We start from the raw sequence: 22,655 nt of genomic DNA on the forward strand, positions 1-22,655 counted from the left end.
AAAATAGTATTTACTGTTAGTAACTTTATTGTTGCAGTCGATAATTTTATTAATGTAGTTGCTAAAATATGATATGTAGTTAGTAAATTTATGTTTGCAGACACTCATATTATAGTTGCAGTTTGTAACATTATAAATGCAGTGGGCAAAAGTATAAACGCCGTTTGGAATTTTATAAATGATGTTGCGAGAATTATACTTTTACCTTGCACCATATTAATCTTTCTTGATTACTTTAAATTCTAAACCGCTTACTTGTTTGTATTGTGGGCTGTTTGCTCCGAATACGCTTTTTACATATTGTTTGACTTCTTTGGAAGTTTGTACCAAACCTGTTAAAGGATTGTAAAGTGTTTGGTTTCTTTCTATCATTGCGTTGCTGTAGCCTGTGTAAGCGTTTATAAGGTTTGTGTTTTTGGTTTGCATTTCTTCGAGTTTGGTTTGTAATGTGGCAACTTGTAATTCTGTTTCGTTGGGTGTGTAGTTAGTATTTTGTTCTACTACTTGTATAAGGTTGACGAAATGGTCTATTAAGCGGTCGTAGGATTGTTGCGAGGTTGAAGCCCCCTTTAATTCCCCCAAAGGGGGAATATTATCATTGGTAGTGGTTGATTTTTTGGAAGTTGTGCCTTGTAATTTTTTGTTTACGGTTTTGGCATCGGCAATGGCTAAAGTATCTGCACCTGAAACGGCAAACGCATTGATTATTTTTGTAGCCAATGGTTTTAGGTTAGCAAAGGTATTTCTGCGTTCATTAGTTGCATTGTCAAAAGTTGTTTTTTGTGTTTTGGTAGCGTTAAGTTTGTCTTGTGCAAGTTGATATAATGCTTGAAGCTGTGGGATTTTTAAACTTTCTTTGGTTGGGTTATAATTTGCTCCATACCCTTGACAAAATGAGATAAGGTCTTGAAAGTTGGCGATGTTTTTTGCATGTCCTGTTTCACTCACTGAATTTTTATTTTTAGTGGTGTTCGTGCTTGTTAAGTCTGAAGTAGATGCCATATTAATTTAATTTAAAATTGTTATAGCACAAATAAATAATGAACTTTTGTAATACTATATAGGAAAAACACCATTTTTTTAGGGGAAAAACACGGTGTTTTGTTTATGTTCCCCTCCATTAAAGAAGGGAACATAAGGTGTGTGGGGGTTTATTTTTTGATGACTTTTACAGTTTTCTTGCCTTTGTCGGTTTGGATTTGTAGAAGGTAGACAGCTGATGGTAAGTTTTGTAGATTAATTTGATATTTGTCTTTATTCTCTATAATTGTTTTTAATAATTTGCCTTGTAAGTCGAACATTTCTATCTTGTTAATTTCTTTATTGGTTGCATCAACAAATAAAATATTATCTGTTGGGTTTGGATAAATTTTTATATTGTCAAAATTTTGAAAGTTTTCATTATTTAACGAAGTTGAGACTGAAAAATCATCAAAATGTAAATAACCACTAGTATAACCACTCAACGAATTAAAAGCAAAAAAGTGAGGTGCAGAAACCGTTGGAGTAAATAATATACTTTCGGTAATATAATTTGTATTGTAAGATATTCCTGTATTATTACTTGGAGAATGAGCTTTTAGTATAGTGTGATTATTAACATTTTCATCTGTACCTACCGTAAAATTCAAACTTACTGGTACTGCATTTTGTTCTGTATTTGAATACTTATAAGAAATATTATAGGTAGTTCCTGCTGTTAAAATAATACCACGAGAAAGAACAACATCATTTGCAGAACCAACTGTTGGATTGCAGTTTAAATTTAGGTTTCCATTAGGATAAATATCATTGAGAATACCTGAATATCCTGAAATTTGTTTCCATTGTATTGTACAAAAAGAATTAGAACTAGTAGATTGAGCAATATTAAAATCTTGTAGATAGGGAACACTAGCAAACGAATTATCATTATTTTTTGTTTCAAAAGTTCTTCCGAAATAGTTTGAATAATTTGTGCCTCCACAATTTGCTCGAACAGACATAACATATTTTTTACAAGGCAATAAACCAGTTACCGTATAAGAATTAGTAGATACTCCATTAATAAACACATAGTTTGTTGTTCCTAATTCATTATACCTTAAATCATAAGAACTTGAGTTTCCTTGCCAAGAATAGGTAATACTATAAGCGTCTGAAGTATAGGCTGTATCAACAGTTGGATTTGTTATATTTGAAACAGTTACATTGACCGCAACTCTTGAACTTTCGCAACCATTAAGTAGTTGAGAGACATAATAAATGCCATTATTTACTACAGTTGACGCACTTAATGCTGAACCACCTGTTGCAGAATTATACCAACGAATGGAGTTAGAATAAGGAAACAAATTTGAAACAGTTGCTCCTGAACAAAGAATTTGACTTGTATTAGTCGATGGTGGATTTGTTGTAGTAATTGTTACGGCAACTGGAGTTCTGGAACTTTCACAACCATTTATAGTTTGAGATACAAAATAATTTCCAGACACTAAAACAAAGTTTGATGCAAGTGGATTGCCAACGGTTGGATTTGCATACCAAGTTAAATTAGTGCCATTAGCTGATAAATTAGCAACAGTTGCACCACTACAAAAGGTTTGGCTTGCAGTTGCAGTAGGAGCAGATGGAATAGCAAGTTGAAAATCGTTTTGCGTATATGAAAATCTAACTTTATCAACGAGACCTTCGAAGCCTATAAAACTAATTCCTGGTGAATACTTAATTTGACCTAAATTAAATGTAGCATTATTCATTTCATAGTTCATATTAACATTATTATAGTAAACTACTCCATTTACTGCAATTTTAGTTCCCTGACTACCATAAGAAATTGAAACCACATTCCATTCATTAAATGAAAATGGAGTTGTTGAAGTGTTAAAAATTTGAGAACTATTTGTTAATGAATTGTATCTGTAACCAGATATTTGACCATTAGAACTTACATTTAAATCAGTATTTCCATTTGATCCAGCTGAATTACCGATTGAAAATATCTTTGCAGATGTTGAAGAAATAGTCGAGCTTCCATTATAATATCCACCCGTTACATATAACAACAGTTCAATTGTGCCTTGTTTAGGTATAAAATTATTGAAATCATATTGAACAAAAGAATTCTGTAAATAATTTGAAACACTATTTCTTGTAAATTTTATCGCTTGAGAACATAACCCTGTTTGATAGGTTGTATTTGTATTGATACCATTATTTGTTCCTTCCATTTCTTCCGTCCAAGAATTAAATATTGGAATTTGTTTGCATTCTTGGGTTGTTCCTGCCAAGTTGGTATTGTTTATACATACAGTATAGATTGCAGAGTTAGAATATGTCTTTGTTGGGTTTAAAACGGTTGAAGTAGTTGTGTCGCCAAATTCCCAAGTTCTATTATTAGAGCAAGAAGAATTATTGGTAAAATTAACACTTAGTCCGTTTTTTGTATAGGTAAAACTTGAAATTGGATTGTCTTGAGTTAGCGAAATTTCGTCTGTAAAAAATGAACAACCACTATTATTTGTTACAATACATGAATATACACCTAATTGATTTGCTAAATATGTTGCATTTGTAGCTCCTGTAATAGAATTTCCGTTTAATTTCCATTGAAACGAATTGTATGATGAGCTGTTTTGCAAACTTAATGTTCTAGTATCGTTTTGATAGTTGGTACAAAGATTAGTTTCTGTTTGAGATAATTTAGGTGTTTTCCCTCTTGGAGAAACAACAATTACAGTAGGTTTGCTATCTCCATTTGGACATATTGACACAATTTTAAATTCAGTTTTTTCAATATTACAATCATTAATGTAATCTGCTATATAACTATTACTACTAACAGTACTTAATAAGGTAAAAGAATTAGAAATATTTTCTCTTCTATAAATTTTAACTGGATAACTCGATGACCAAGTGATAGTATAATTACTACCATTGTCTACAACTTGGACATTTGAAACCACATTGTCTTCGCAAGTTTGTGCCGTTTCACAAGATGTGAAACAAGTGCTATTATTTACAGTATTTGTAATTACTGTTCTTGGTTGAACTCCAAAACCATTATTAAAATTTATACCACTACCTGTTAAGTGGCAATAACTCATAATTGTTCCTCCATTAATAGGTGCAGGACCAGAGGCACAACCTCCTTCAGTTTGATAACAATTATCTAATGCACCCCCTGTCCAACCACACCATTGTGTATGATTTGAACCTAAATTATGTCCTGCTTCATGTGCAATCACATTTACATTCCAAGAATAATTTGGAAAAATAGAATAATCATAATTCATTGAACAGTAATTTCTTCTAATGTCACAAGTATTACCTGAAATAAGCCATGCCAAGCCACCGTTACCATTAACTCCTAATAATGTTCCTATTGTTCCCTGCAAGACTCCCGAATTTGTTTGTGTAAAACTATTTAATGCTGTAGTTGTATTTGTTTCATTATAATTTGTAGGTATAGTGTAGATTTTTAAATATGAAATTCTAATTGTCATTAAATCTAAAGCATATATCTGTTGAACAGAATTAAATATATTGGTTATATTACTAATAGTTTGGCTTGTTCCACCCCATAAATCACATAAAGTATTATTAACTTCAAAATGCACAGTAACACATTTAGGAATAGTAGTTTGTTGATTACTATTTTTATTATGTTCGGGTAATTGCATATCAATATCATCTGTTCCGCAAGAAAACTCGGGTAAACTTAATGATACATTGTTTTTTTCGTAAAGTATATATTCTGTTTCAGAATCTTTGTCTTTTTTAGGTCCAATGGTATATTCTTTATTGCCAATAGAAATTATTCCTCTCAAAGAATTGTTTATTAGAGTTATCGTTACAAATGTGTTTTCATTATGTTCATTCTCAACAATTCCCGAATAAGCAACATAAGATGGCATTTCTTGTGTTATTGCTCCTTTTTCGGTTTGTAGGACTAATTTAAAATCATCATGCAATATTTGTCTCTTTTTTAAAGCAATAGTTTTATGTTCTGTTTCAGAAAAAGGAATTTCAAGTGAAATAAATTTGTCTGATTTTATAATTAATTCGTTTATTTTATTTTTGTCTAAATTTAAAGATAGGTATTTGTTTTTACCATCATTAATTTGTTTTGGAAACGTAGCTATTTTGATAGGTTCTTTCTTGAACTCACCCATTTCAATATGATGGTTTAATTCTTGCTCAAGTATAGTTTCCTTTTTTTGAGCAAAATTTAATTGAGCAAAAAGGAAAGCTATTAGTAGTAATTTTGTTTTCATAAAAATTTATTTATAATGAATTAATTTAAAAATTATATCTTGTTGCTGAATATTTTCCCCTAAGAAAATCTATAATTATTTTTCTGATTTCATTTTTCTCATTGGTCGCACTTGTATAATTGTGGCTATAATTACCAAATGAAATGATATAGTATTCATAATATCCATCATCGTCAGACATTCCCTTATCCTCAATATACAGGTTTCCTTGCAATATATATTCATTGTCCATATACAAGGATACTCGATACTCTTTGGAACTGTCTGAAAGTTGATATTCGCCTGTATTTTCATTAATATAGCTATTGTCTTTGTCTAATCGTTCAATTGTATATGACCATAATCCTTTGGAATAATCTTTTTGGGTATATGCCGATTTATCTGATTGAGATGGTTTCCCGTGGTTTTTTATCATAGTTTCAAATTCCACCAACTGCTTGTAAAAATCGGTTTTATATATAATTTGGTCATAATTTTCATAAACAATGTCATATTGACTGTCAAATTCGTCCCGTATTTTTTTGCAATTATCTAAATCAAAACTCGCAATAGAATTAAACTGATTATTGTAGATGTTAGTCCTCAACAGGTTAGACTTTTCGAAATCAGCTAAGCTTTTCTTTAATTCGGCAATCCTATTGTCGTGGATGGATATAAAAGATTGGATTTCAGTTTTTATATTTTTGAATGAAGGTTTTAAAAGGTAAGATTTATATAACGGTATATTTATTTCTAAATTTTTCAACCTCTTCTTTAAGTCATTGATATTGGACAACGTATATTCAGCCCTCTTTCCGTTATTTGAAAATGCTTTTCTGAAATTATAAATCCAATCTAGCTTGTTATACTCTTCAGCAACTTTTTCATAATCATTATACAACACATCATATTTATCGATATTTTTATTATATTCCTTAATCCGTTCAGAATACAGTTTTTTGTTTAAAAGATATATAGGTTGCGATAGTTCTGTTATGTCGTTTTTTAATTTTTCTTTCAATGTTTCCATTTTTCTCTTCAATTCGATGTTTTTACTTTTCAACAAAACGCTATTATTGTTCAAGGCAGAATATTCCAATATGATTTTTTGATTTTTAAACAGCTTTATCCATACATTGTCAGCCAATTTTTTCAGACTGTCCAATTTTGTTGTCCTTTTGTCGATTTTTAATATGAGCGTATCGATAGACAAATTCAAATTTTTAATCTTCGGTAAGTATCTATCCGAAAATTCGGTGCAAGATGTTTTGATAAATGTATTAGTTTTTAGCGGATAAATGCTTTTGAATGGCATGACTGCTTCAAGCTCAACTCTTCTTGCCTTATCGAGGTCATCATAAAAATCTAATGTTCTTAACCTTTTGATATGGTCAATAATCTCGTTGCTGATTTCTACCAATTTATTTTCTTCATTTAGTTCTTTGTAGGATTCTACTATTTTATCGTAATACTGTTCAAATTCTCCCTCCTCCTCATTTGTGATTTTAATAATTTTTCCATCGGGTAATTTTTTTATAATTGAATACTGAATTCCTTTTTTTTCATTCATCTCATTAAGATATATACTCTTTTCGAAACACCTTAGCGCATTGGAAAAGTCCGTTAATTTATTTGTATTGGATAAAGAATCTATATAGAACCGAGCATAAATAATGCGGTCATAAATTATAAAAGAGTAAATAATTTTTTCTTTTTGCCCCGCAGGCAATTTGATATTTTTAGATAATTCTTTTAGAGCAGTATTATAAAATCTATTTTCACTTTCATCCAGGTTTATAATTTTACCGTTTATTTTTGTACTGTTTGAATATTTTTTTCCGCAAACTTCAAAATTTGGATTCATTTGGCCCATAGAAATTTGCAAAAAAAACAGCACCGTATAAAGTATAAATTTTGTTTTCATTTCTTGAAATTTATTTAACAATTTTACAACAAAAAACCACTTGTTTTTCAAGTGGTTAATGGTTTTGAGTATAAAGGTAGTTTTAGAATGTGAACACGAATTTTTGCTATGCGAACTGGGAAATTAATTAAACCGTTTTGTAAATAAAAAGTGCATTTTTGACTAACTCTATATAGCTTTCTCCTATTGGAATAATAGTTTCGGTTGCTTTTAGTTTTAATTGTTCTTCTATTTTTGTATGAGCATCTATGCTAACTTCTATAACTCCTGTTTTGGTGTTTAGGGTAATTTGTTTTTGAGTAGTGTTTACTTTTTCTATGTAAATTGTATTGACCAAATAGCTTTTATGCGTTCGTAAAAATGTATTTGGTAAGAGATTTTCTAATTCTTTTAAGGTTTTTGAGACCGTGTTTTTTTTACCAAATTTTAAGTGAATATCGCAATAATTACTTTGTGCTTCTATGTAAATAATGTCTTCATAATGCATTAAAGTATGTCCGTTTTTGTCTTTTATCACTAAATGATTGCGTTGCTCGGCTTGTGCTTTTTCAAATTTAGTAAGTGCTTTTTGCAATTCGTCATTATCTATGGGTTTTGAAAGAAAATATAACACATCATTATTTACCGCTTGTTTGGCATAATGGTCGTGAGCTGTTGTCATGATGATAAATGGCAATGTATTGTAAAATAAACGAAGTTCATTAATTAAATCAAAACCAATTTCTTGTCCCAATTCTACATCCAAAAAAATAAGATTGGGTTTTTGTTTTAAGCACAGTGAAAGCCCTTCTTTTATGTTTTCGGCTGTTCCTTTAAATACTAAATTGGTATGCGGTTCTAATGCAATTTGCAAATTTTCTAAAGCTCCTTTTTGGTCTTCTATGATGATGTAGTTATGATTCATAGCTTATGAATATTTATAATCTTTTGGAATATAGATTTCTACTTTTGTTCCGTTTTCTTTATCGATAATATTGAAACTTGCTTTTTGTGTATTGGTCTTGTTTAAGGTTTCAAAAAGATTGATATACGTGCTTGTGCCAATACCACTATCTAACGAAATGGCTTGTTGTCTTCCTATTCCTGTATCGTCAATTTCAATAAAAATAGTATTTTCTTTTTCTAATAAATTGACCTTTATTTCGCCACCTTCTTTTTTGTTTTTGATGCCGTGTTTTATTGAATTTTCTACTAAATTTTTTAGTAATAATCTCGGAATTTGTTTATTTGTTTCAACCGTATTATGAATAGTATACTGTAATCGAACTGGTAAAACAGTTTTTTCTAATGATAAATAATCTTCAATTTGTTGTAATTGATTTTCAATGCTGTCTGTTACGGAATTACTGCTTAAACTTGCTCTTGTAATGTTGAGCAATTTGGTCATTTTGTTATAAGCCTCAGGTGCATTTCGTTGTATTTCGGGAGAAATATTGGCTAATATGTTTTTTATCTCGTGCGGGTTGAGTTGTTTGTTAAGATTCTCTAACTGCATGGCATTGAGGTTTTGTTGCAAACCGAGAAGTGTGTTTTGTGTTTGTAGTTGGTTTTGTTTTTGTTTGGTTCTATACAACCAAAAAGCACCTCCCGAAAGTAATACCAAACCAGCAATGCCTCCCAAAGCCATATTGCGGTTGGCTTTTTCATTTTGTAATAACAGTTGCTGTTCTTTTATTTTGGCTTCTTTTTCTGCAGTGCGGTATTTGGTATCGTAACTATATAATAATTCTAAATTATTTTTTTTATATTTTATACTAATTAATGAGTCTGAATAATTAGAATAATCAAACAAATAACTATTGTGATATAATTTTGCTAAAATTTTTATGTACCATCTATTATTCTCTAAAAACTGTTCATTTAACTTGTTTTCTTTCGTTATAAAAAGACTTTTTTCAATATATTCTTTAGCTTTAATATATTTTTTTAAATTGTAATAATAAACTCCGTAATTTCGATAATACATTGCTAAAGTTTCATTTCTATCGTTAAAAGAATCTACGTTAATATTTCTTAATATAAAATATGATAAATTATTTTCTTTCTTGAGAAGATAAATACTTGATTTATTAAGATTAAAAAAATTGATATAGTATTGATCTTTTAGTATTTTAGAAATATTTAAACCTTTTTCAAAAAAATATAATGCAGAGTCATTTTTCTTTTGGTTTTCATACATATTTCCTAAACCATTATAAGCTATTATTTTACTCAATAAATTATCACTAATTACGCTAATTGATTTTAAAAAATATTCTTTTGAAAGTTTATCATTTCCTAAAGATTGATATAAAACTCCAATATTAGATAAAACCAAACTAGTTTGCGTTTTATTTTTTGCTTTTTTATAATACTCTAAGGATTTAAAAAAACAAACTAATGCTTTATTAAAGTCATTTTGACCTTGATATAATGCAGCTAGATTATTGTTAATCCCAGCTATAATTTCATAATTGTTACTTTTTTTTAAAAAAAGTTCTGCTTTTTTATAAAAAAAAACTACACTATCATTATGATTCTTAGTATACGATAGGTTACCTATTGAAAAATATGATTTTCCTATTAACTCATTATTCTTTATTTTGATTGAGATATTTAATGCTTTTTTTCTGTAAAACTCTGATAATTTAAAATTTTCTTTTCTTTCAAAATAAATTCCATAATTTAAATATGAATTAATTAACCCTTTACTATATTTTAATAGTTTTGCAACTTTATTTGCTTTATTTGCGAAATAATAAACACTATCCCAATTTACTGCCCAATATTTTTTTGCGATTTCGTTATTTGCGTCTGCATATTGATAAGTATTTTTTTTATATAATTTCAATTCCCTCTTCAAACTATCAATCACTTTACTTTCTTGCGAAAAAGAAAAAACAGAACAAAATATAAAGACAAATACAACAATTTTTTTAGTCATCATTTAAAATTTTGAGTGAAACGGTTATTTTTTTATGTCAATAGTGATTTAATGCTATATGCAAATCAAATATAAAAAAAATCAAAGCAAACTTAGTGTAAGATACTAATTTTTATATCCTTAGACAGTTATAATAGTTCTTTACTAATCACCCACTTTTAAATACCATATATTAATAATATCTTTGCACCCACATTAATTTTTAGCTTATAAACAAATAAAGCTCGTATAATAAATATGAATTACGCAAAAAATATACTAGAAACAATAGGAAATACGCCTTTGGTAAAATTAAACAAAATCACTTCGGAGATTGAAGCTACAGTGCTAGCAAAATTAGAAACATTCAATCCAGGTAATTCGGCAAAAGACAGAATGGCTGTAAAAATGATTGAAGATGCCGAAGTCGATGGAAGATTACAACCTGGAGGTACTATTATTGAAGGAACATCGGGCAATACCGGTATGGGACTTGCACTAGGAGCTATCATTAAAGGGTACAAACTTATTTGTGTAATTACCGATAAGCAATCTAAAGAAAAAATGGATATTCTAAGAGCTGTTGGAGCAAAAGTGGTTGTATGCCCCACAGATGTAGAACCCACAGATCCACGTTCTTACTATTCGGTATCGAAAAGACTTTCTACCGAAATTCCAAATTCTTGGTACGTTAATCAATACGACAACCCAAGTAATGCGCAAGCTCATTACGAACAAACAGGACCTGAAATTTGGGAACAAACTCAAGGTAAAATTACCCACTTTTTAGTAGGTGTTGGTACAGGTGGTACTATATCTGGTATTGCAAAATATTTGAAAGAGAAAAACCCAAATATTAAAATATGGGGGATAGATACTTATGGCTCTGTATTTAAAAAATATCATGAAACAGGAATATTTGATGAAAACGAAATCTATTCTTATATAACAGAAGGTATTGGCGAAGATATTTTACCTAAAAATGTAGACTTTTCGTTGATAGATGGCTTTACAAAAGTTACCGACAAAGATGCTGCTGTATATACTAGAAAACTAGCCTTAGAAGAAGGTATTTTTGTAGGAAACTCTTCTGGAGCTGCTGTAAAAGGTGTTTTACAATTAAAACATCATTTTAAACCAGAAGATGTAGTGGTTGTACTTTTTCATGATTCGGGAAGTAGATATGTAGGGAAAATTTTTAATGATGATTGGATGCGCGAAAGAGGTTTTCTAGAAGACGATGTTACAAAAGCTATTGATTTAATTAAAGATCATGTAGATAAACCTTTGGTTTTTGTTCGTACCGAAGAATTAGTATCGCACGCTATAGAGCGTATGCGCAAATACAAAATCTCTCAAATTCCTGTTATAGATATTACAGGCTTTGTAGGTTCGCTAGATGAGACCGACTTGTTTCAAAGCTATATTGAAAACAAAGATGTAGCCGATAAACCTATACGAGAAGTAATGGGTAAACCCTACCCTATTGTAAAAGAAAACACGCCAATAGACGAAGTTTCAAAATTGATAACCAAAGATAATCAGGCAGTATTGGTTGAACTCGAAAATGGAAAACATCATATTATTACCAAATACGATATCATTGGTTCGATAAAGTAAAAACATTAAAATCCTAATAGAGCATCTGTTAGGATTTTTTCTTTAAAAATTTTAGAAAAGACCACTTTTTCCGCTTTTTTAGGTACAAAAAATCGCTCTCATACCGATAGGCTTCACGTTCAAAACAAATATTATAATAAGCCTCTCTCCTATTTTTATATTGAACCAAACGAATTAGAAATTCTAATACATACCACACGTAAAAAGGCAGAATAAGCAATTCTAATTGTTGCTGTAAATGAATACGTTCATGCGTAATAAAAACAAGATTATCTTTATCTTGTTTATTACTTAAAAACACAAAAGGATATATAGTAATACCTCTAAAACCTTTGGGTGTTAAATATTTAAAAACAATTAAAATCATATACTGCAAAGTTGTTAATTTTGCTATTATGTTTCATCAAAATACAAATAAAAATTTAGTTGAAGGCGAAGATTATTATCTTTCTCCAGAAGGTTATAAAGTTTTTACCAAAAAATACCATTTAAAAAGGGGTTACTGTTGCAAAAGTGGCTGTAAACATTGTCCTTATGGATTTGATAAAAAAACAGGAACTATTAAAAAATAGCATTTCACTACCGTTAAAAAAATAATAAAACAATACAATATCTATAAATATGACTTTTCAAGAACAAATAGCACAAGGAATTCCATCTGTATTGCCAAACCCAAAACCTTACGAACCCGAAATAAATCATGCGCCTAAGCGAAAAGAAATTCTTACAGAAGAAGAAAAAAAATTAGCATTAAAAAATGCACTGCGTTATTTTGAAGCAAAACACCATGCCGAACTCATACCAGAGTTTAAAGATGAGCTTGAAAAATATGGTCGTATTTACATGTATAGATTGCGCCCTGAATATAAAATGTATGCACGCCCTATATCTGAATATCCAGGAAAAAGCGAGCAAGCTAAAGCTATTATGCTCATGATACAAAACAATTTGGATTATGCAGTAGCACAACATCCGCATGAATTAATTACCTACGGTGGTAATGGTGCTGTGTTTCAAAATTGGGCACAATATTTACTTACTATGAAATATTTAGCCGAAATGACCGATGAGCAAACACTGGTTATGTATTCTGGGCATCCTATGGGATTGTTTCCAAGTCATAAAGATGCACCTCGTGTTGTAGTTACAAATGGTATGGTAATTCCAAATTATTCTAAACCAGACGATTGGGAAAAAATGAATGCGCTAGGCGTATCACAATATGGGCAAATGACTGCTGGTAGCTATATGTATATTGGCCCTCAAGGTATTGTACACGGAACCACAATTACCGTGTTAAATGGTTTTAGAAAAATAAATAAAAACTCGAACGGGAGCTTATTTGTAACCTCTGGACTAGGAGGCATGAGTGGCGCACAACCCAAAGCAGGAACAATTGCAGGTTGTGTAACTGTTTGCGCCGAAGTAAACCCTAAAATAACCAAAATACGTCATGAACAAGGCTGGATACACGAAGTTATTACCGATATTGATGACCTAGTTGTTCGAGTAAAAAAAGCATTAGAAAACAAAGAAATTGTATCTATAGCGTATTTAGGAAACATAGTAGATGTATGGGAAAAATTCGATCAAGAGAATGTCCATATCGATTTAGGTTCCGATCAAACCTCTTTGCATAACCCGTGGGCTGGAGGTTATTATCCTGCAGGTATCTCGTTTGACGAAGCCAATGAAATGATGGCAAACCATCCTACAAAATTTAAAGAAGAAGTTCAAAAAACATTGCGTCGTCATGCCAATGCAATTAATAAACATACAGCAAAAGGGACTTACTTTTTTGATTACGGAAACGCTTTTCTACTCGAATCTTCTCGTGCTGGGGCAAGTGTAATGAATGAACATCCTACATTGGGCAGAGAGTTTAAATACCCAAGTTATGTGCAAGATATTATGGGACCTATGTGTTTTGATTATGGTTTTGGACCATTCCGTTGGGTTTGTGCTTCTGGAAATCCAGAAGATTTAGCAAAAACCGATAAAATAGCTTGTGACGTTTTGGAAGAAATGATGAAGAATTCTCCTGCTGAAATCCAACAGCAAATGGCAGACAACATTCAGTGGATTAAAGGAGCACAAGAAAACAAATTGGTAGTAGGCTCTCAAGCTAGAATACTTTATGCTGATGCCGAAGGACGTATGAAAATTGCCGAAGCTTTTAATCATGCTATAGCCAAAGGCGAAATAGGTTATGTTATACTTGGGCGCGACCACCATGATGTTTCGGGTACCGATTCTCCGTACAGAGAAACTTCCAACATTTACGATGGTTCTCGTTTTACAGCAGATATGGCAATTCATAATGTAATAGGTGATAGTTTTCGTGGAGCTACTTGGGTGTCTATTCACAATGGCGGTGGTGTAGGTTGGGGTGAAGTGATAAATGGTGGTTTTGGTATGGTTCTTGATGGAACTGAAGATAGTAGCCGTCGTTTAAAATCAATGTTGTTTTGGGATGTAAACAACGGAATATCAAGAAGAAGCTGGGCAAGAAATGAAGGTGCTATTTTCGCCATAAAGCGCGCTATGGAAGTCGAACCTTTGCTAAAAGTAACATTGCCAAATACAGTAGATGAATCGTTATTATGATAAATTTAGTTGTAAAAAATAAAAAATGAAACCTATGAAAAACTTAAAATTAATCCCTTTGTTACTACTCTTTATAGCAGCATCTTGTAGCTCTGTAAGAGTAAACTCTGATTATGATAACAAAGCAAATTTTGCAAGCTACAAAACCTATGCTTACTTTAAAAACGGCATTGATAAAGCTGAGATTTCTGATTTGGATAAAAAAAGAATTCTCTATGCTATTGACGATGCTATGAACGCGAAAGGTTTTTCAAAATCGGAAACACCTGATGTTTTAATTAGTATTTTTACGAAAGAATCGCAACGTGTAGATGTGTACAATAATTACGGATACGGTTGGGGGTCTTGGGGGCCTCGATGGGGCTGGGGACCAGGTTGGGGTGTTGGTTTTAACACCACCACTGTAACTCCAGAAGGCACACTCTACATAGACATTTTAGATGCAAAAACAAAAGAACTAGTATGGCAAGGACAAGGCAGTGGGTATCTAACCACCAATGCCGAGAAAAAACAAGCTAGAATTAAAGAATTTGTAGATAAAATTCTAGCACAATATCCTCCTAGACAAGAAAAATAAACGCAAAACTTAAAAATCCGCAAAATTAACTGCGGATTTTTTCTTTTTAATAAAATTATTCTTTTTCATAGCGTATAATTTTCATTTTATGTAATTTTACTAGATTAAAAAAACAAAATATGGAACCTATTTTTGAAACCAATCCATTAATAGAAAAACTACCTGCACATTTAAAACAATACATAAAACCTCAAAACTACGATGATTATACACCCATAAATCAAGCTGTATGGAGGTATGTAATGCGAAAAAATGTAGATTACTTGTCTAAAGTAGCACATAGTTCGTATGTAGATGGTTTACGCCAAACGGGAATAGACATAGAAAACATTCCTAATATGTATGGAATGAATAGAATATTAAAAGAAATTGGCTGGGCTGCTGTAGCTGTAGATGGCTTTATTCCGCCCAATGCTTTTATGGAATTTCAAGCCTACAATGTATTGGTTATAGCTTGTGATATTCGACAACTTGAACATATAGAATATACTCCTGCTCCAGATATTATTCATGAAGGAGCTGGTCATGCGCCTATTATTGCCAATCCAGAATACGCAGAATATTTAAGACGTTTTGGAGAAATTGGTTGCAAAGCCATATCATCTGCCTACGATTATGAAATGTATGAAGCCATTAGACTTTTGTCTATACTTAAAGAAGCCGAAAATACACCTGCCGAAGAAATTTTAAAAGCTGAAGAACGAGTAGCTTATTTGCAAAATAATGCTGGAGAGCTTTCTGAAATGGCAAAAATAAGAAACCTACATTGGTGGACTGTAGAATACGGGTTAATAGGAACGCCAGAAAATCCAAAAATATATGGCGCAGGACTCCTCTCTTCTATTGGAGAAAGCGAATGGTGTATGACCGATCATGTACAAAAAATACCTTATGATATTACGGCTAGCGAAGTAAATTTTGATATTACAAAACCACAACCGCAACTGTTTGTTACACCCGATTTTGCACACTTAAGCCTTGTACTCGAAGAGTTTGCTAATAAAATGGCTTTGCGCACAGGTGGGTTATCTGGTATTAAAAAATTAATCGATTCTAAATCTCTTGGAACTATAGAATTGAGTACTGGTTTACAAATATCTGGAATATTTACTCATGTTATTGAACATGAAGGAAAACCTATATATGTTCAAACTACAGGCAAAACAGCCTTGGCATATCGTGAAAAAGAGCTTGTTGGACATGGCACAGATTACCATGCTGAAGGTTTTGGCTCTCCAATAGGTAAACTCAAAGGCATTAATTTAGCTATTGAAGATATGAGCCCGAGAGATTTACGTGCTTATGATATTTATGAAGCTGAAGCTGTAACCTTAGAATTTGAAGGCAATATTACTGTAAAAGGTGAGATTATAACGGGCTCTAGAAATTTACAAGGCGAAATTATTTTAATAAGCTTTAAAAATTGTACCGTTACACATGGAGATACTATATTGTTTAAACCCGAATGGGGCGTTTATGATATGGCTATTGGCAAAAAAGTAGTTTCTGCTTTTTCTGGCCCAGCAGATATTCATAGTTTTAACTTGGTAAGTCATGTTTCTAACACACATACAATAAAACAAGAAATCTCTGAAAGCAGAAAAGAACTTGAGAGTTTATATAAAAAAGTGCGTGAAATAAGAGAAACCCATACTTCTTTAGAAACTTTAAGCATTATCTTGAAATCATTGACAGATAAGTACTCAAATGATTGGCTTTTAAGTATTGAAATTGCCGAATTGGCACATAAATTTCATTTGGAAGAACTACTTGACAATTGTTTAAAACATTTAGAATTTCTAAAACAAAATCGTCCAGAAATAGCACATCTTATTACAAACGGACTAGAACTTATTTTAGAAAAAGAAGTAGTGTAACTATAGTTACCAATTAATTTTGTACGCTCTAGTATTTTTACAAAAAAAATAGAATTATGGGACTATTAAATATGTTAGGATTTGGAAACAAATCGAATGATGTTAAAGAATTTATCGATAACGGCGCTGTTATTATAGATGTTCGCACCTATGAAGAATTTGCGAGCGGACATATTAAAGGTTCCAAAAATATTCCTTTGCAAATTATTTCTTCAAAAATTAATGAAATAAAAAAATGGAATAAACCTGTAATCGTTTGTTGTAGAAGCGGTATGCGTAGCGCACAAGCAAATTCAATTTTAAATCAAAATGGAATTCAATGCATCAATGGTGGTTCTTGGAATTCATTAGAAAGTAAGTTATAATTAAAAAAAGAACCCGATACGTATCGGGTTCTTTTTTTACTGTTTTCTCTAAAAGTGATTAAAACATAAATATATTATTCCTTTTTTTCTCTTTACCAGCAAATTTTTCAAGCTTATAGCTTAAAGAAAACATAACATATCGTTTCAACACAATATTCTCTTCATCGGTAATTGATGTTGCCGAAATTCTTCTTGTATTGCTTTGGTTTTGGTTAAGTACATCATAAACTTTTACTTTTGCCATCATTCGTTTTTCAAAAAAACTATACGACAAGCTAGTATTCCACAAGTAAAAATCTTTTTTAAAACCATCTGCAATATTTGAATTGTAATTATATCCAAAATCATTACCAAATGTCCAGTTTTTTGGCCAAAAACTTGTAACCTGTATGTTTAATTTATGTGTAAAATTGGTTGCCTTGTTTAAGGTATAATTCGTATAGAAATTAAAATTTTTAGCATAATTATAACTTGGGTTTATGGTTAAAAGTTCTCCCATTTCGTAAGTAAAACTAGCTCTAGGTGTTATAGAATAGGTTTCTCCAGAATAGGCTACACCGTTAATAAAACCTCTATTGAAACTATAATTGTTTGACAGCCTTAATTCAAAACGGTATTTATTTCCTTCTTTCTTAAACGATTTATTCCAATATGTGCCAAGCCAAAAGTTTTTAATACCCGAAACATTGGTGTATGTGGTGGTTCTTTTTCTATTTTCATCGTAGGTTGATACTGATGCAACTTGGCTATCATAATAATTACCTCCTGTATACATACCATATCCAGAACGTGTGCTGTAGTCGTAATTTCTATATGAAAAATTAAAATTATGGAATTTTACCAAATCTAAATTAGGATTTCCGATAGTAGTATTCAATGGATTTGAAATGTCTTCTATAGGCAAAACTTGATAGGCACTCGGTGTATTATAGTTATAGTTGTAATACATCCAGATATTTTTTGATTTTGTAAATCGAATATTTGCATACATTTCTACCTTGGGCACAAGATATTTTTTGTTCAATGCCGAGTAAACATCCAAATAAGTAGAATTGTTATTAAAATCTACAATTCGTGTACCTAAATCGAGATTAAAATTAAGTTTCGATTTTTGAATTTGAATTGCTGTAAATGGAGCTACCTCGCTAGTGATAGACTCGTAATAATTACTCAATTCGTTATTTTTAATAGAATAAAGCTGCGTGCCTTCGTTAAAATCGAAAGCATTTCTATAAGCAACATTTTTATTTTTTTCTATAGATGTTCCGAGTTTAATAGACATCGAATCGAGAATAGGTTCGGTATATTCTATAGCAAATTCGTAATTCGTGGCTTTTCTAGAAGAAAATAAATTCTGATTTCGTATATCATCTGGTTGTATTTGTTGGTAAAAACGCGTTTGCGATTTTGCATAACTATCGGTGTCGTTTTTGGCATTTTCTGTATCTAGAGTAGCACTAAAATAACGGTTTTTTCTTTGAAATGATTTTGTAAATGTAAGCGTATTACTAAACGATTTATCATCATTGGCTGTATTTGAATCAGACTCGGTATCATTTACCAATGAATTATTTTCAAAAGATTTAGACTTTGAAATACCTTTATATTTACTCGTATTTAGCGTAACTTTTGGTTCTACAATTATAGATGCGGTAGAATCTATTTTAATTTCATAATTGGCGCTGAATGCATGATTGTCATTTTCGTTTGATGTTTCCGAAAAAGAATCTGTAGTGAAATTTGTTGTAGGTAAAAAATTGGTTTGCTGTAAACGATTTGTATTGTTTGTTTTTGCTCCTGTATGAAAATAGCTTCCTGTAAATTCTGAACTTTTACCCCATTCGTCTGAATAATTTACACCTACAATATTGGAAGTGGTAATACCTGCATTTCCGCCAAAACGCCTCCCATTAATACCAAAACTTCCATCATCGCCTACCCAAATACTTGTATTTCTACCACCTCCCATATTGTCAAAAACTTCATCCATAGAAAATCCTACGGCATTAATATTATTGGCCGATGCTAATGCGCTAATCTTTGTTTTATTTTTAAAATAATTTATCAATCCAGACGATTCGTACCGTTTATTAGAGCCATAGCCTCCCATTATTTTTCCAAATAATCCTTTGTTCTTTTTTTCATCAATGGTAAGATTAATACTTGCGTTGTTGGAAGATGCTGCGGCTCCCGTTTTTTCTTCTTTTTTACTTTTGGTATCTGTAACTTGAACTTTATTTATAATATTTGATGGCAAATTTTGTAACGCAATTTTTCCATCTTTACCAAAAAAGGGTTTCCCATTTACCAATATTTGATTTACTTCTTTACCGTTTACTGTAATTTTACCGTCGCTATCTATTTCTACTCCAGGCAATTGTTTTAATAGAGCTTCTACATTAGCATCTGGTCGTACTTTAAATGATGATGCGTTGAATTCTAACGTATCTTTTTTTATTCGAATAGGTGGTGTATCTTTTTTAATTAGCACATTATCTAATGTTTTGGCCGACTCTTGCAAAGCAATTTCTCCCAAATTGATGTTTTTAGTAATTTTATCTTGCGGAATTTTTACATCTTCATAGCCAACATACGATACTTTTAGCACTACAGCATGTATATATTTTGGTGTTTTTATACTAAACTTACCTGTTCTGTCTGAAATAGTATAATCTACTACAGAAGAATCTTTTTGAAGTGTAATATATACAGTTGCTGCCTCAATAGGCTGTTTGGTTTTTGAGTCTTTTATAATTCCTTCAACAGTAAATTTTGTTTGGGCAAGGCTTAGATTTAAAAAAAGTAAGGCAAAAAGTAGTTTCTTCATATTGATTTTGGTTTAGTATTTAGTTGATAAAGTAATATAACTGCATATACTTTTACTTATTGCATAAAAAAAAGCTCGACTTATTAAAAAGTCGAGCTTTGAATATTGAAAAAGTAATTATTTTTTTAATTTTTCTAACGATTCTAGCGCATACTTATTGGTTGCGTCTAGCGTAATTGTTTTGCCAAAAAATTCTTTTGCTTTTGTCTTATCTGAATTAGCAAAATGAGCTCCCAAAGAGTTATAAGCTTCAATTATTTTAGCCTTATTTTTCTCTACCACATCGGCTGGTTTTGCCAAAGTGATATCTAAAAATTTTTGATAATTTACAGCCATAACATCATCTTTTTCCAAAGAGCTATTCAATCTAGCTTTGTACAAATATGAGTCTGGATATTCTGGTCTTTCAACAATAACTCTATCAAAAGCTTTATCGGCTTTATCCATAGCTACTTTATCCATATCTTTTAAATCTTTGAGTCTATTTTCAGAAAAAACAGATATGGCATAGTACATATTGTCTTCAAAAACATTTTTATTTTCTGAGCTTAATAAAGCCGTTTCAAGAATTGGTGATGACACATTGTACAATTTTTGTTTAAAATACCCCACTCCTAGTTCATTAAACGAACTAGCTATAGATGGTTGAGTTTCTACCGCTTTTTTCAACTCTGCTATACCTGAATTAAGTAAAGTAGCATCTACCGTTTTACCATCGGCTCCTATTGCTTTTTTAATTTTGGCTAAACCTAAATAATAATAGTCGTATCCAATAAATTTTTTCCCTTTTACAAAGTATTCATTCAGTGCACTTATAGCGCCATCAACATTACCATTTTCATACGATGCATAACCTAAATAACGCAATACTCTAGGATTAACTTTATCGAGCTTTTTCATTTCATTAGCTTCTGCTTCAAGAGCTTTATAATCTTTGGCTAAAACCAAGAAGTCTGCATGACGCATACGAGATGCTAATGAATAATCTGTAAGCTCCATATATTTTGTATAACTAGACAATGCTTTTGCTATGTTTTCGTCGTAAGTTTTTGGCTGATTTGAAGCCCATAAATAATAGGTTTCTGCCATTTCTCTATATACAGGGCCATAATTTGCATTAAGACCTATAACTTCGTTAAAAGCATTCATCGCCTCATTGTAAGCTTTTGCTCCTTTTAACAAAACACCCATTTGCATTTTAGCTCTTATCAGCGTATTGTCTATGTAAAAAGCCGATCTGTAAGCACTATAGGCATTGTTTTGATCTCTTTCTCCATAATATGCATCGCCCAAAGCAAGCAATACTTGAGTATCTGATGGATTTATTTCTTTAGCTTTTGTCAAATAAGTAATTGCTTTTTTATAATCAGGCTTATCTGCATTCATTAAAGCTCTTGCTATAAACACATATTCTTCTGTATCTTTTTTCTTTAAATCTTTTACAACGGCATCAAATTTTGCCTGAGCCGCAGCAACATTATCTGCATTTAAGTCTATTTGAGCCAAACCAATACTGTTAAGTTTACCAGCATTTGGGGCTGCTAATCCTTTCTCAAAATATATTTTAGCCGAATCTACTACTTCTTGTTTTAAGTAAATATTACCTAACAAAAAAGCAGATTTTCCATTGGCAGGATTGGCCGAAAAACTCTGTTTTAATAAAGTTTTAGCTTTTTCGTATTGCTCTGCATCAATTGCTTTTGTTGCCTGACTTAAGTCTTGTGCTTTTGCTGCAAATGTTGTTGCCATTAAAGCAAAACCATAGATTCTAAATTTTACCATTTTTATAATTTTTCTAACTGTTGTTTCTATTTTTTAATGGGTTACGACTATTTTTCTGCTCGGAAGTTTCACAGGAGCTAATCCCGATTTCAAAATAATTCGCTGACCTCTTTCGCCTGCTATAAAGGATGCAAAACCAATTCCTAAACCTTCATAACCTTGACAATTGATAAAATACAAATCGCGTGCCAAAGGATAACTCTTAGTTACCAAATTTTCTTGAGAAGGGTAAATATATTGCGTTTTTCTGAAATCTTTAACACTTAAAACGGATATTTTATCAATATATTGCTCAACTTCTGAACTAGGTTGCACCAACCAATTCAATCCAATAATACCAATCATGTTTGAATTTTCCGAAACATATTTAATAACTTCGTTATTGTTTTTAAACGAATAAATATCTTTTTCGGGAAGTTTTTGCAAATTGAATTTTTTTAAAAGAAAAGAAACCGTACTTGAGTTTAAATTATCAAAAACCAAACCTTTTACTTTTGTTCTATCTCCTTCAAAAAACAATTTTAAGTCTTCTAATGCAATAAGCGTGTCCTTCTCTTTTTTATTTCTAATCAATGTAACAGCATCTATAGCTATTGGCGTTTGTTGCGGATAAATTGTTTTAGACTGAAAATATTTACGTTCTTGCGCTGTTAATGCACGAGCCATAACGGCAGTATTAGCTTTTTTATCAACAAGACTTTGAAGAATTTCATTTTCAGATAATGGCAACAATTGTAGCTTGGCATTATAAGTGTTTTCAAAAACTGCTTGTTGGTCTTCAACTATAGGTTGCAAACTTTCGTCTACAGCAATCGATAGTTTACCTGTAAGTATCGTATCTGACTGTTGTTTTTTGTTTGTATTATTACAAGACCATGTAATTGATACTAAAACAATTAAAGCTGATAAAACTTTAAACCAAGAGTTCTTATTCATCATT

15 protein-coding genes are annotated in these 22,655 nt (G+C 31.2%); 6 read left to right on the forward strand and 9 right to left on the reverse strand.

Features of this window, described 5'->3' with window-relative positions; translation table 11 throughout:
• Positions 1–216 precede the first annotated feature (216 nt).
• The 5 genes from Q361_RS02675 to Q361_RS02695 all read right to left on the reverse strand — a co-directional run bounded on the left by Q361_RS02675 (position 217) and on the right by Q361_RS02695 (position 10,081).
• Positions 217–1,002, reverse strand: a complete 786-nt coding sequence (locus tag Q361_RS02675; RefSeq protein WP_103725175.1) for a hypothetical protein — start codon at positions 1,000–1,002, stop codon at positions 217–219.
• A 149-nt stretch (positions 1,003–1,151) separates the two neighbouring features.
• Positions 1,152–5,255 (reverse strand): M12 family metallo-peptidase, encoded by a 4,104-nt coding sequence (locus Q361_RS02680; protein WP_103725176.1) that lies wholly within the window; start codon positions 5,253–5,255, stop codon positions 1,152–1,154.
• A gap of 25 nt (positions 5,256–5,280) precedes the next feature.
• On the reverse strand, positions 5,281–7,158 hold the full coding sequence (locus Q361_RS02685) for a V-type ATP synthase subunit I domain-containing protein (RefSeq protein WP_146046974.1): 1,878 nt from the start codon (positions 7,156–7,158) through the stop codon (positions 5,281–5,283).
• A 127-nt stretch (positions 7,159–7,285) separates the two neighbouring features.
• Positions 7,286–8,062, reverse strand: coding sequence for a LytR/AlgR family response regulator transcription factor (locus Q361_RS02690; RefSeq protein ID WP_103725178.1), 777 nt, complete (start codon positions 8,060–8,062; stop codon positions 7,286–7,288).
• 3 nt (positions 8,063–8,065) lie between these two features.
• The gene (locus Q361_RS02695) at positions 8,066–10,081 is read right to left on the reverse strand and encodes a tetratricopeptide repeat-containing sensor histidine kinase (RefSeq protein WP_169929251.1); all 2,016 of its coding nucleotides are present in this window, start codon (positions 10,079–10,081) and stop codon (positions 8,066–8,068) included.
• A gap of 237 nt (positions 10,082–10,318) precedes the next feature.
• Between Q361_RS02695 and Q361_RS02700 the strand changes: the two genes are divergently transcribed.
• Positions 10,319–11,680, forward strand: a complete 1,362-nt coding sequence (locus tag Q361_RS02700) for a pyridoxal-phosphate dependent enzyme (protein WP_103725180.1) — start codon at positions 10,319–10,321, stop codon at positions 11,678–11,680.
• A 28-nt stretch (positions 11,681–11,708) separates the two neighbouring features.
• Here Q361_RS02700 and Q361_RS02705 read toward each other — a convergent pair whose 3' ends face one another.
• Complete coding sequence (locus Q361_RS02705) at positions 11,709–12,047, reverse strand: hypothetical protein (RefSeq protein ID WP_103725181.1); 339 nt, start codon at positions 12,045–12,047, stop codon at positions 11,709–11,711.
• 28 nt (positions 12,048–12,075) lie between these two features.
• On the opposite strand from Q361_RS02705, the gene Q361_RS13715 reads away from it, so the two are divergent.
• From Q361_RS13715 to Q361_RS02725, 5 genes are all read left to right on the forward strand, one after another.
• Positions 12,076–12,252 carry a DUF5522 domain-containing protein gene (locus tag Q361_RS13715; protein WP_169929252.1) on the forward strand — a complete coding sequence of 59 codons (177 nt, stop codon included), beginning with the start codon at positions 12,076–12,078 and terminating at the stop codon, positions 12,250–12,252.
• 49 nt (positions 12,253–12,301) lie between these two features.
• Positions 12,302–14,287, forward strand: a complete 1,986-nt coding sequence (locus tag Q361_RS02710; RefSeq protein ID WP_103725182.1) for a urocanate hydratase — start codon at positions 12,302–12,304, stop codon at positions 14,285–14,287.
• Positions 14,288–14,321: 34 nt separating this feature from the next.
• A complete protein-coding gene (locus tag Q361_RS02715) occupies positions 14,322–14,864 on the forward strand; it encodes a DUF4136 domain-containing protein (protein ID WP_103725344.1) in 543 nt (180 codons plus the stop codon).
• Between the two features lie 119 nt (positions 14,865–14,983).
• Positions 14,984–16,741 (forward strand): aromatic amino acid hydroxylase, encoded by a 1,758-nt coding sequence (locus Q361_RS02720; RefSeq protein WP_103725183.1) that lies wholly within the window; start codon positions 14,984–14,986, stop codon positions 16,739–16,741.
• Positions 16,742–16,797: 56 nt separating this feature from the next.
• Positions 16,798–17,106, forward strand: coding sequence for a rhodanese-like domain-containing protein (locus tag Q361_RS02725; protein WP_103725184.1), 309 nt, complete (start codon positions 16,798–16,800; stop codon positions 17,104–17,106).
• A gap of 58 nt (positions 17,107–17,164) precedes the next feature.
• Here the strand turns inward: Q361_RS02725 and Q361_RS02730 are convergent, their stop codons facing one another.
• The 3 genes from Q361_RS02730 to Q361_RS02740 all read right to left on the reverse strand — a co-directional run bounded on the left by Q361_RS02730 (position 17,165) and on the right by Q361_RS02740 (position 22,654).
• On the reverse strand, positions 17,165–19,933 hold the full coding sequence (locus Q361_RS02730) for an outer membrane beta-barrel protein (protein ID WP_103725185.1): 2,769 nt from the start codon (positions 19,931–19,933) through the stop codon (positions 17,165–17,167).
• A 117-nt stretch (positions 19,934–20,050) separates the two neighbouring features.
• On the reverse strand, positions 20,051–21,715 hold the full coding sequence (locus Q361_RS02735; protein ID WP_103725186.1) for a tetratricopeptide repeat protein: 1,665 nt from the start codon (positions 21,713–21,715) through the stop codon (positions 20,051–20,053).
• A gap of 33 nt (positions 21,716–21,748) precedes the next feature.
• Positions 21,749–22,654, reverse strand: a complete 906-nt coding sequence (locus Q361_RS02740) for a PstS family phosphate ABC transporter substrate-binding protein (RefSeq protein WP_245874598.1) — start codon at positions 22,652–22,654, stop codon at positions 21,749–21,751.
• Between the last annotated feature and the right edge of the window lies 1 nt (position 22,655).

The sequence above is a fragment of the Flavobacterium croceum DSM 17960 genome, from assembly GCF_002917885.1.
GTDB classification, from domain to species: domain Bacteria; phylum Bacteroidota; class Bacteroidia; order Flavobacteriales; family Flavobacteriaceae; genus Flavobacterium; species Flavobacterium croceum.

Excerpts from the sequence above, each read along its gene's own strand:
- Q361_RS02730 (WP_103725185.1), bottom strand. The coding sequence starts at position 19,933 with ATGAAGAAACTACTTTTTGCCTTACTTTTTTTAAATCTAAGCCTTGCC.
- Q361_RS02705 (WP_103725181.1), bottom strand. The coding sequence starts at position 12,047 with ATGATTTTAATTGTTTTTAAATATTTAACACCCAAAGGTTTTAGAGGT.
- Q361_RS02740 (WP_245874598.1), bottom strand. The coding sequence starts at position 22,654 with ATGATGAATAAGAACTCTTGGTTTAAAGTTTTATCAGCTTTAATTGTT.
- Q361_RS02720 (WP_103725183.1), top strand. The coding sequence starts at position 14,984 with ATGGAACCTATTTTTGAAACCAATCCATTAATAGAAAAACTACCTGCA.
- Q361_RS02690 (WP_103725178.1), bottom strand. The coding sequence starts at position 8,062 with ATGAATCATAACTACATCATCATAGAAGACCAAAAAGGAGCTTTAGAA.
- Q361_RS02710 (WP_103725182.1), top strand. The coding sequence starts at position 12,302 with ATGACTTTTCAAGAACAAATAGCACAAGGAATTCCATCTGTATTGCCA.
- Q361_RS02700 (WP_103725180.1), top strand. The coding sequence starts at position 10,319 with ATGAATTACGCAAAAAATATACTAGAAACAATAGGAAATACGCCTTTG.
- Q361_RS13715 (WP_169929252.1), top strand. The coding sequence starts at position 12,076 with ATGTTTCATCAAAATACAAATAAAAATTTAGTTGAAGGCGAAGATTAT.
- Q361_RS02715 (WP_103725344.1), top strand. The coding sequence starts at position 14,322 with ATGAAAAACTTAAAATTAATCCCTTTGTTACTACTCTTTATAGCAGCA.
- Q361_RS02725 (WP_103725184.1), top strand. The coding sequence starts at position 16,798 with ATGGGACTATTAAATATGTTAGGATTTGGAAACAAATCGAATGATGTT.
- Q361_RS02735 (WP_103725186.1), bottom strand. The coding sequence starts at position 21,715 with ATGGTAAAATTTAGAATCTATGGTTTTGCTTTAATGGCAACAACATTT.
- Q361_RS02695 (WP_169929251.1), bottom strand. The coding sequence starts at position 10,081 with ATGACTAAAAAAATTGTTGTATTTGTCTTTATATTTTGTTCTGTTTTT.
- Q361_RS02675 (WP_103725175.1), bottom strand. The coding sequence starts at position 1,002 with ATGGCATCTACTTCAGACTTAACAAGCACGAACACCACTAAAAATAAA.
- Q361_RS02685 (WP_146046974.1), bottom strand. The coding sequence starts at position 7,158 with ATGAAAACAAAATTTATACTTTATACGGTGCTGTTTTTTTTGCAAATT.
- Q361_RS02680 (WP_103725176.1), bottom strand. The coding sequence starts at position 5,255 with ATGAAAACAAAATTACTACTAATAGCTTTCCTTTTTGCTCAATTAAAT.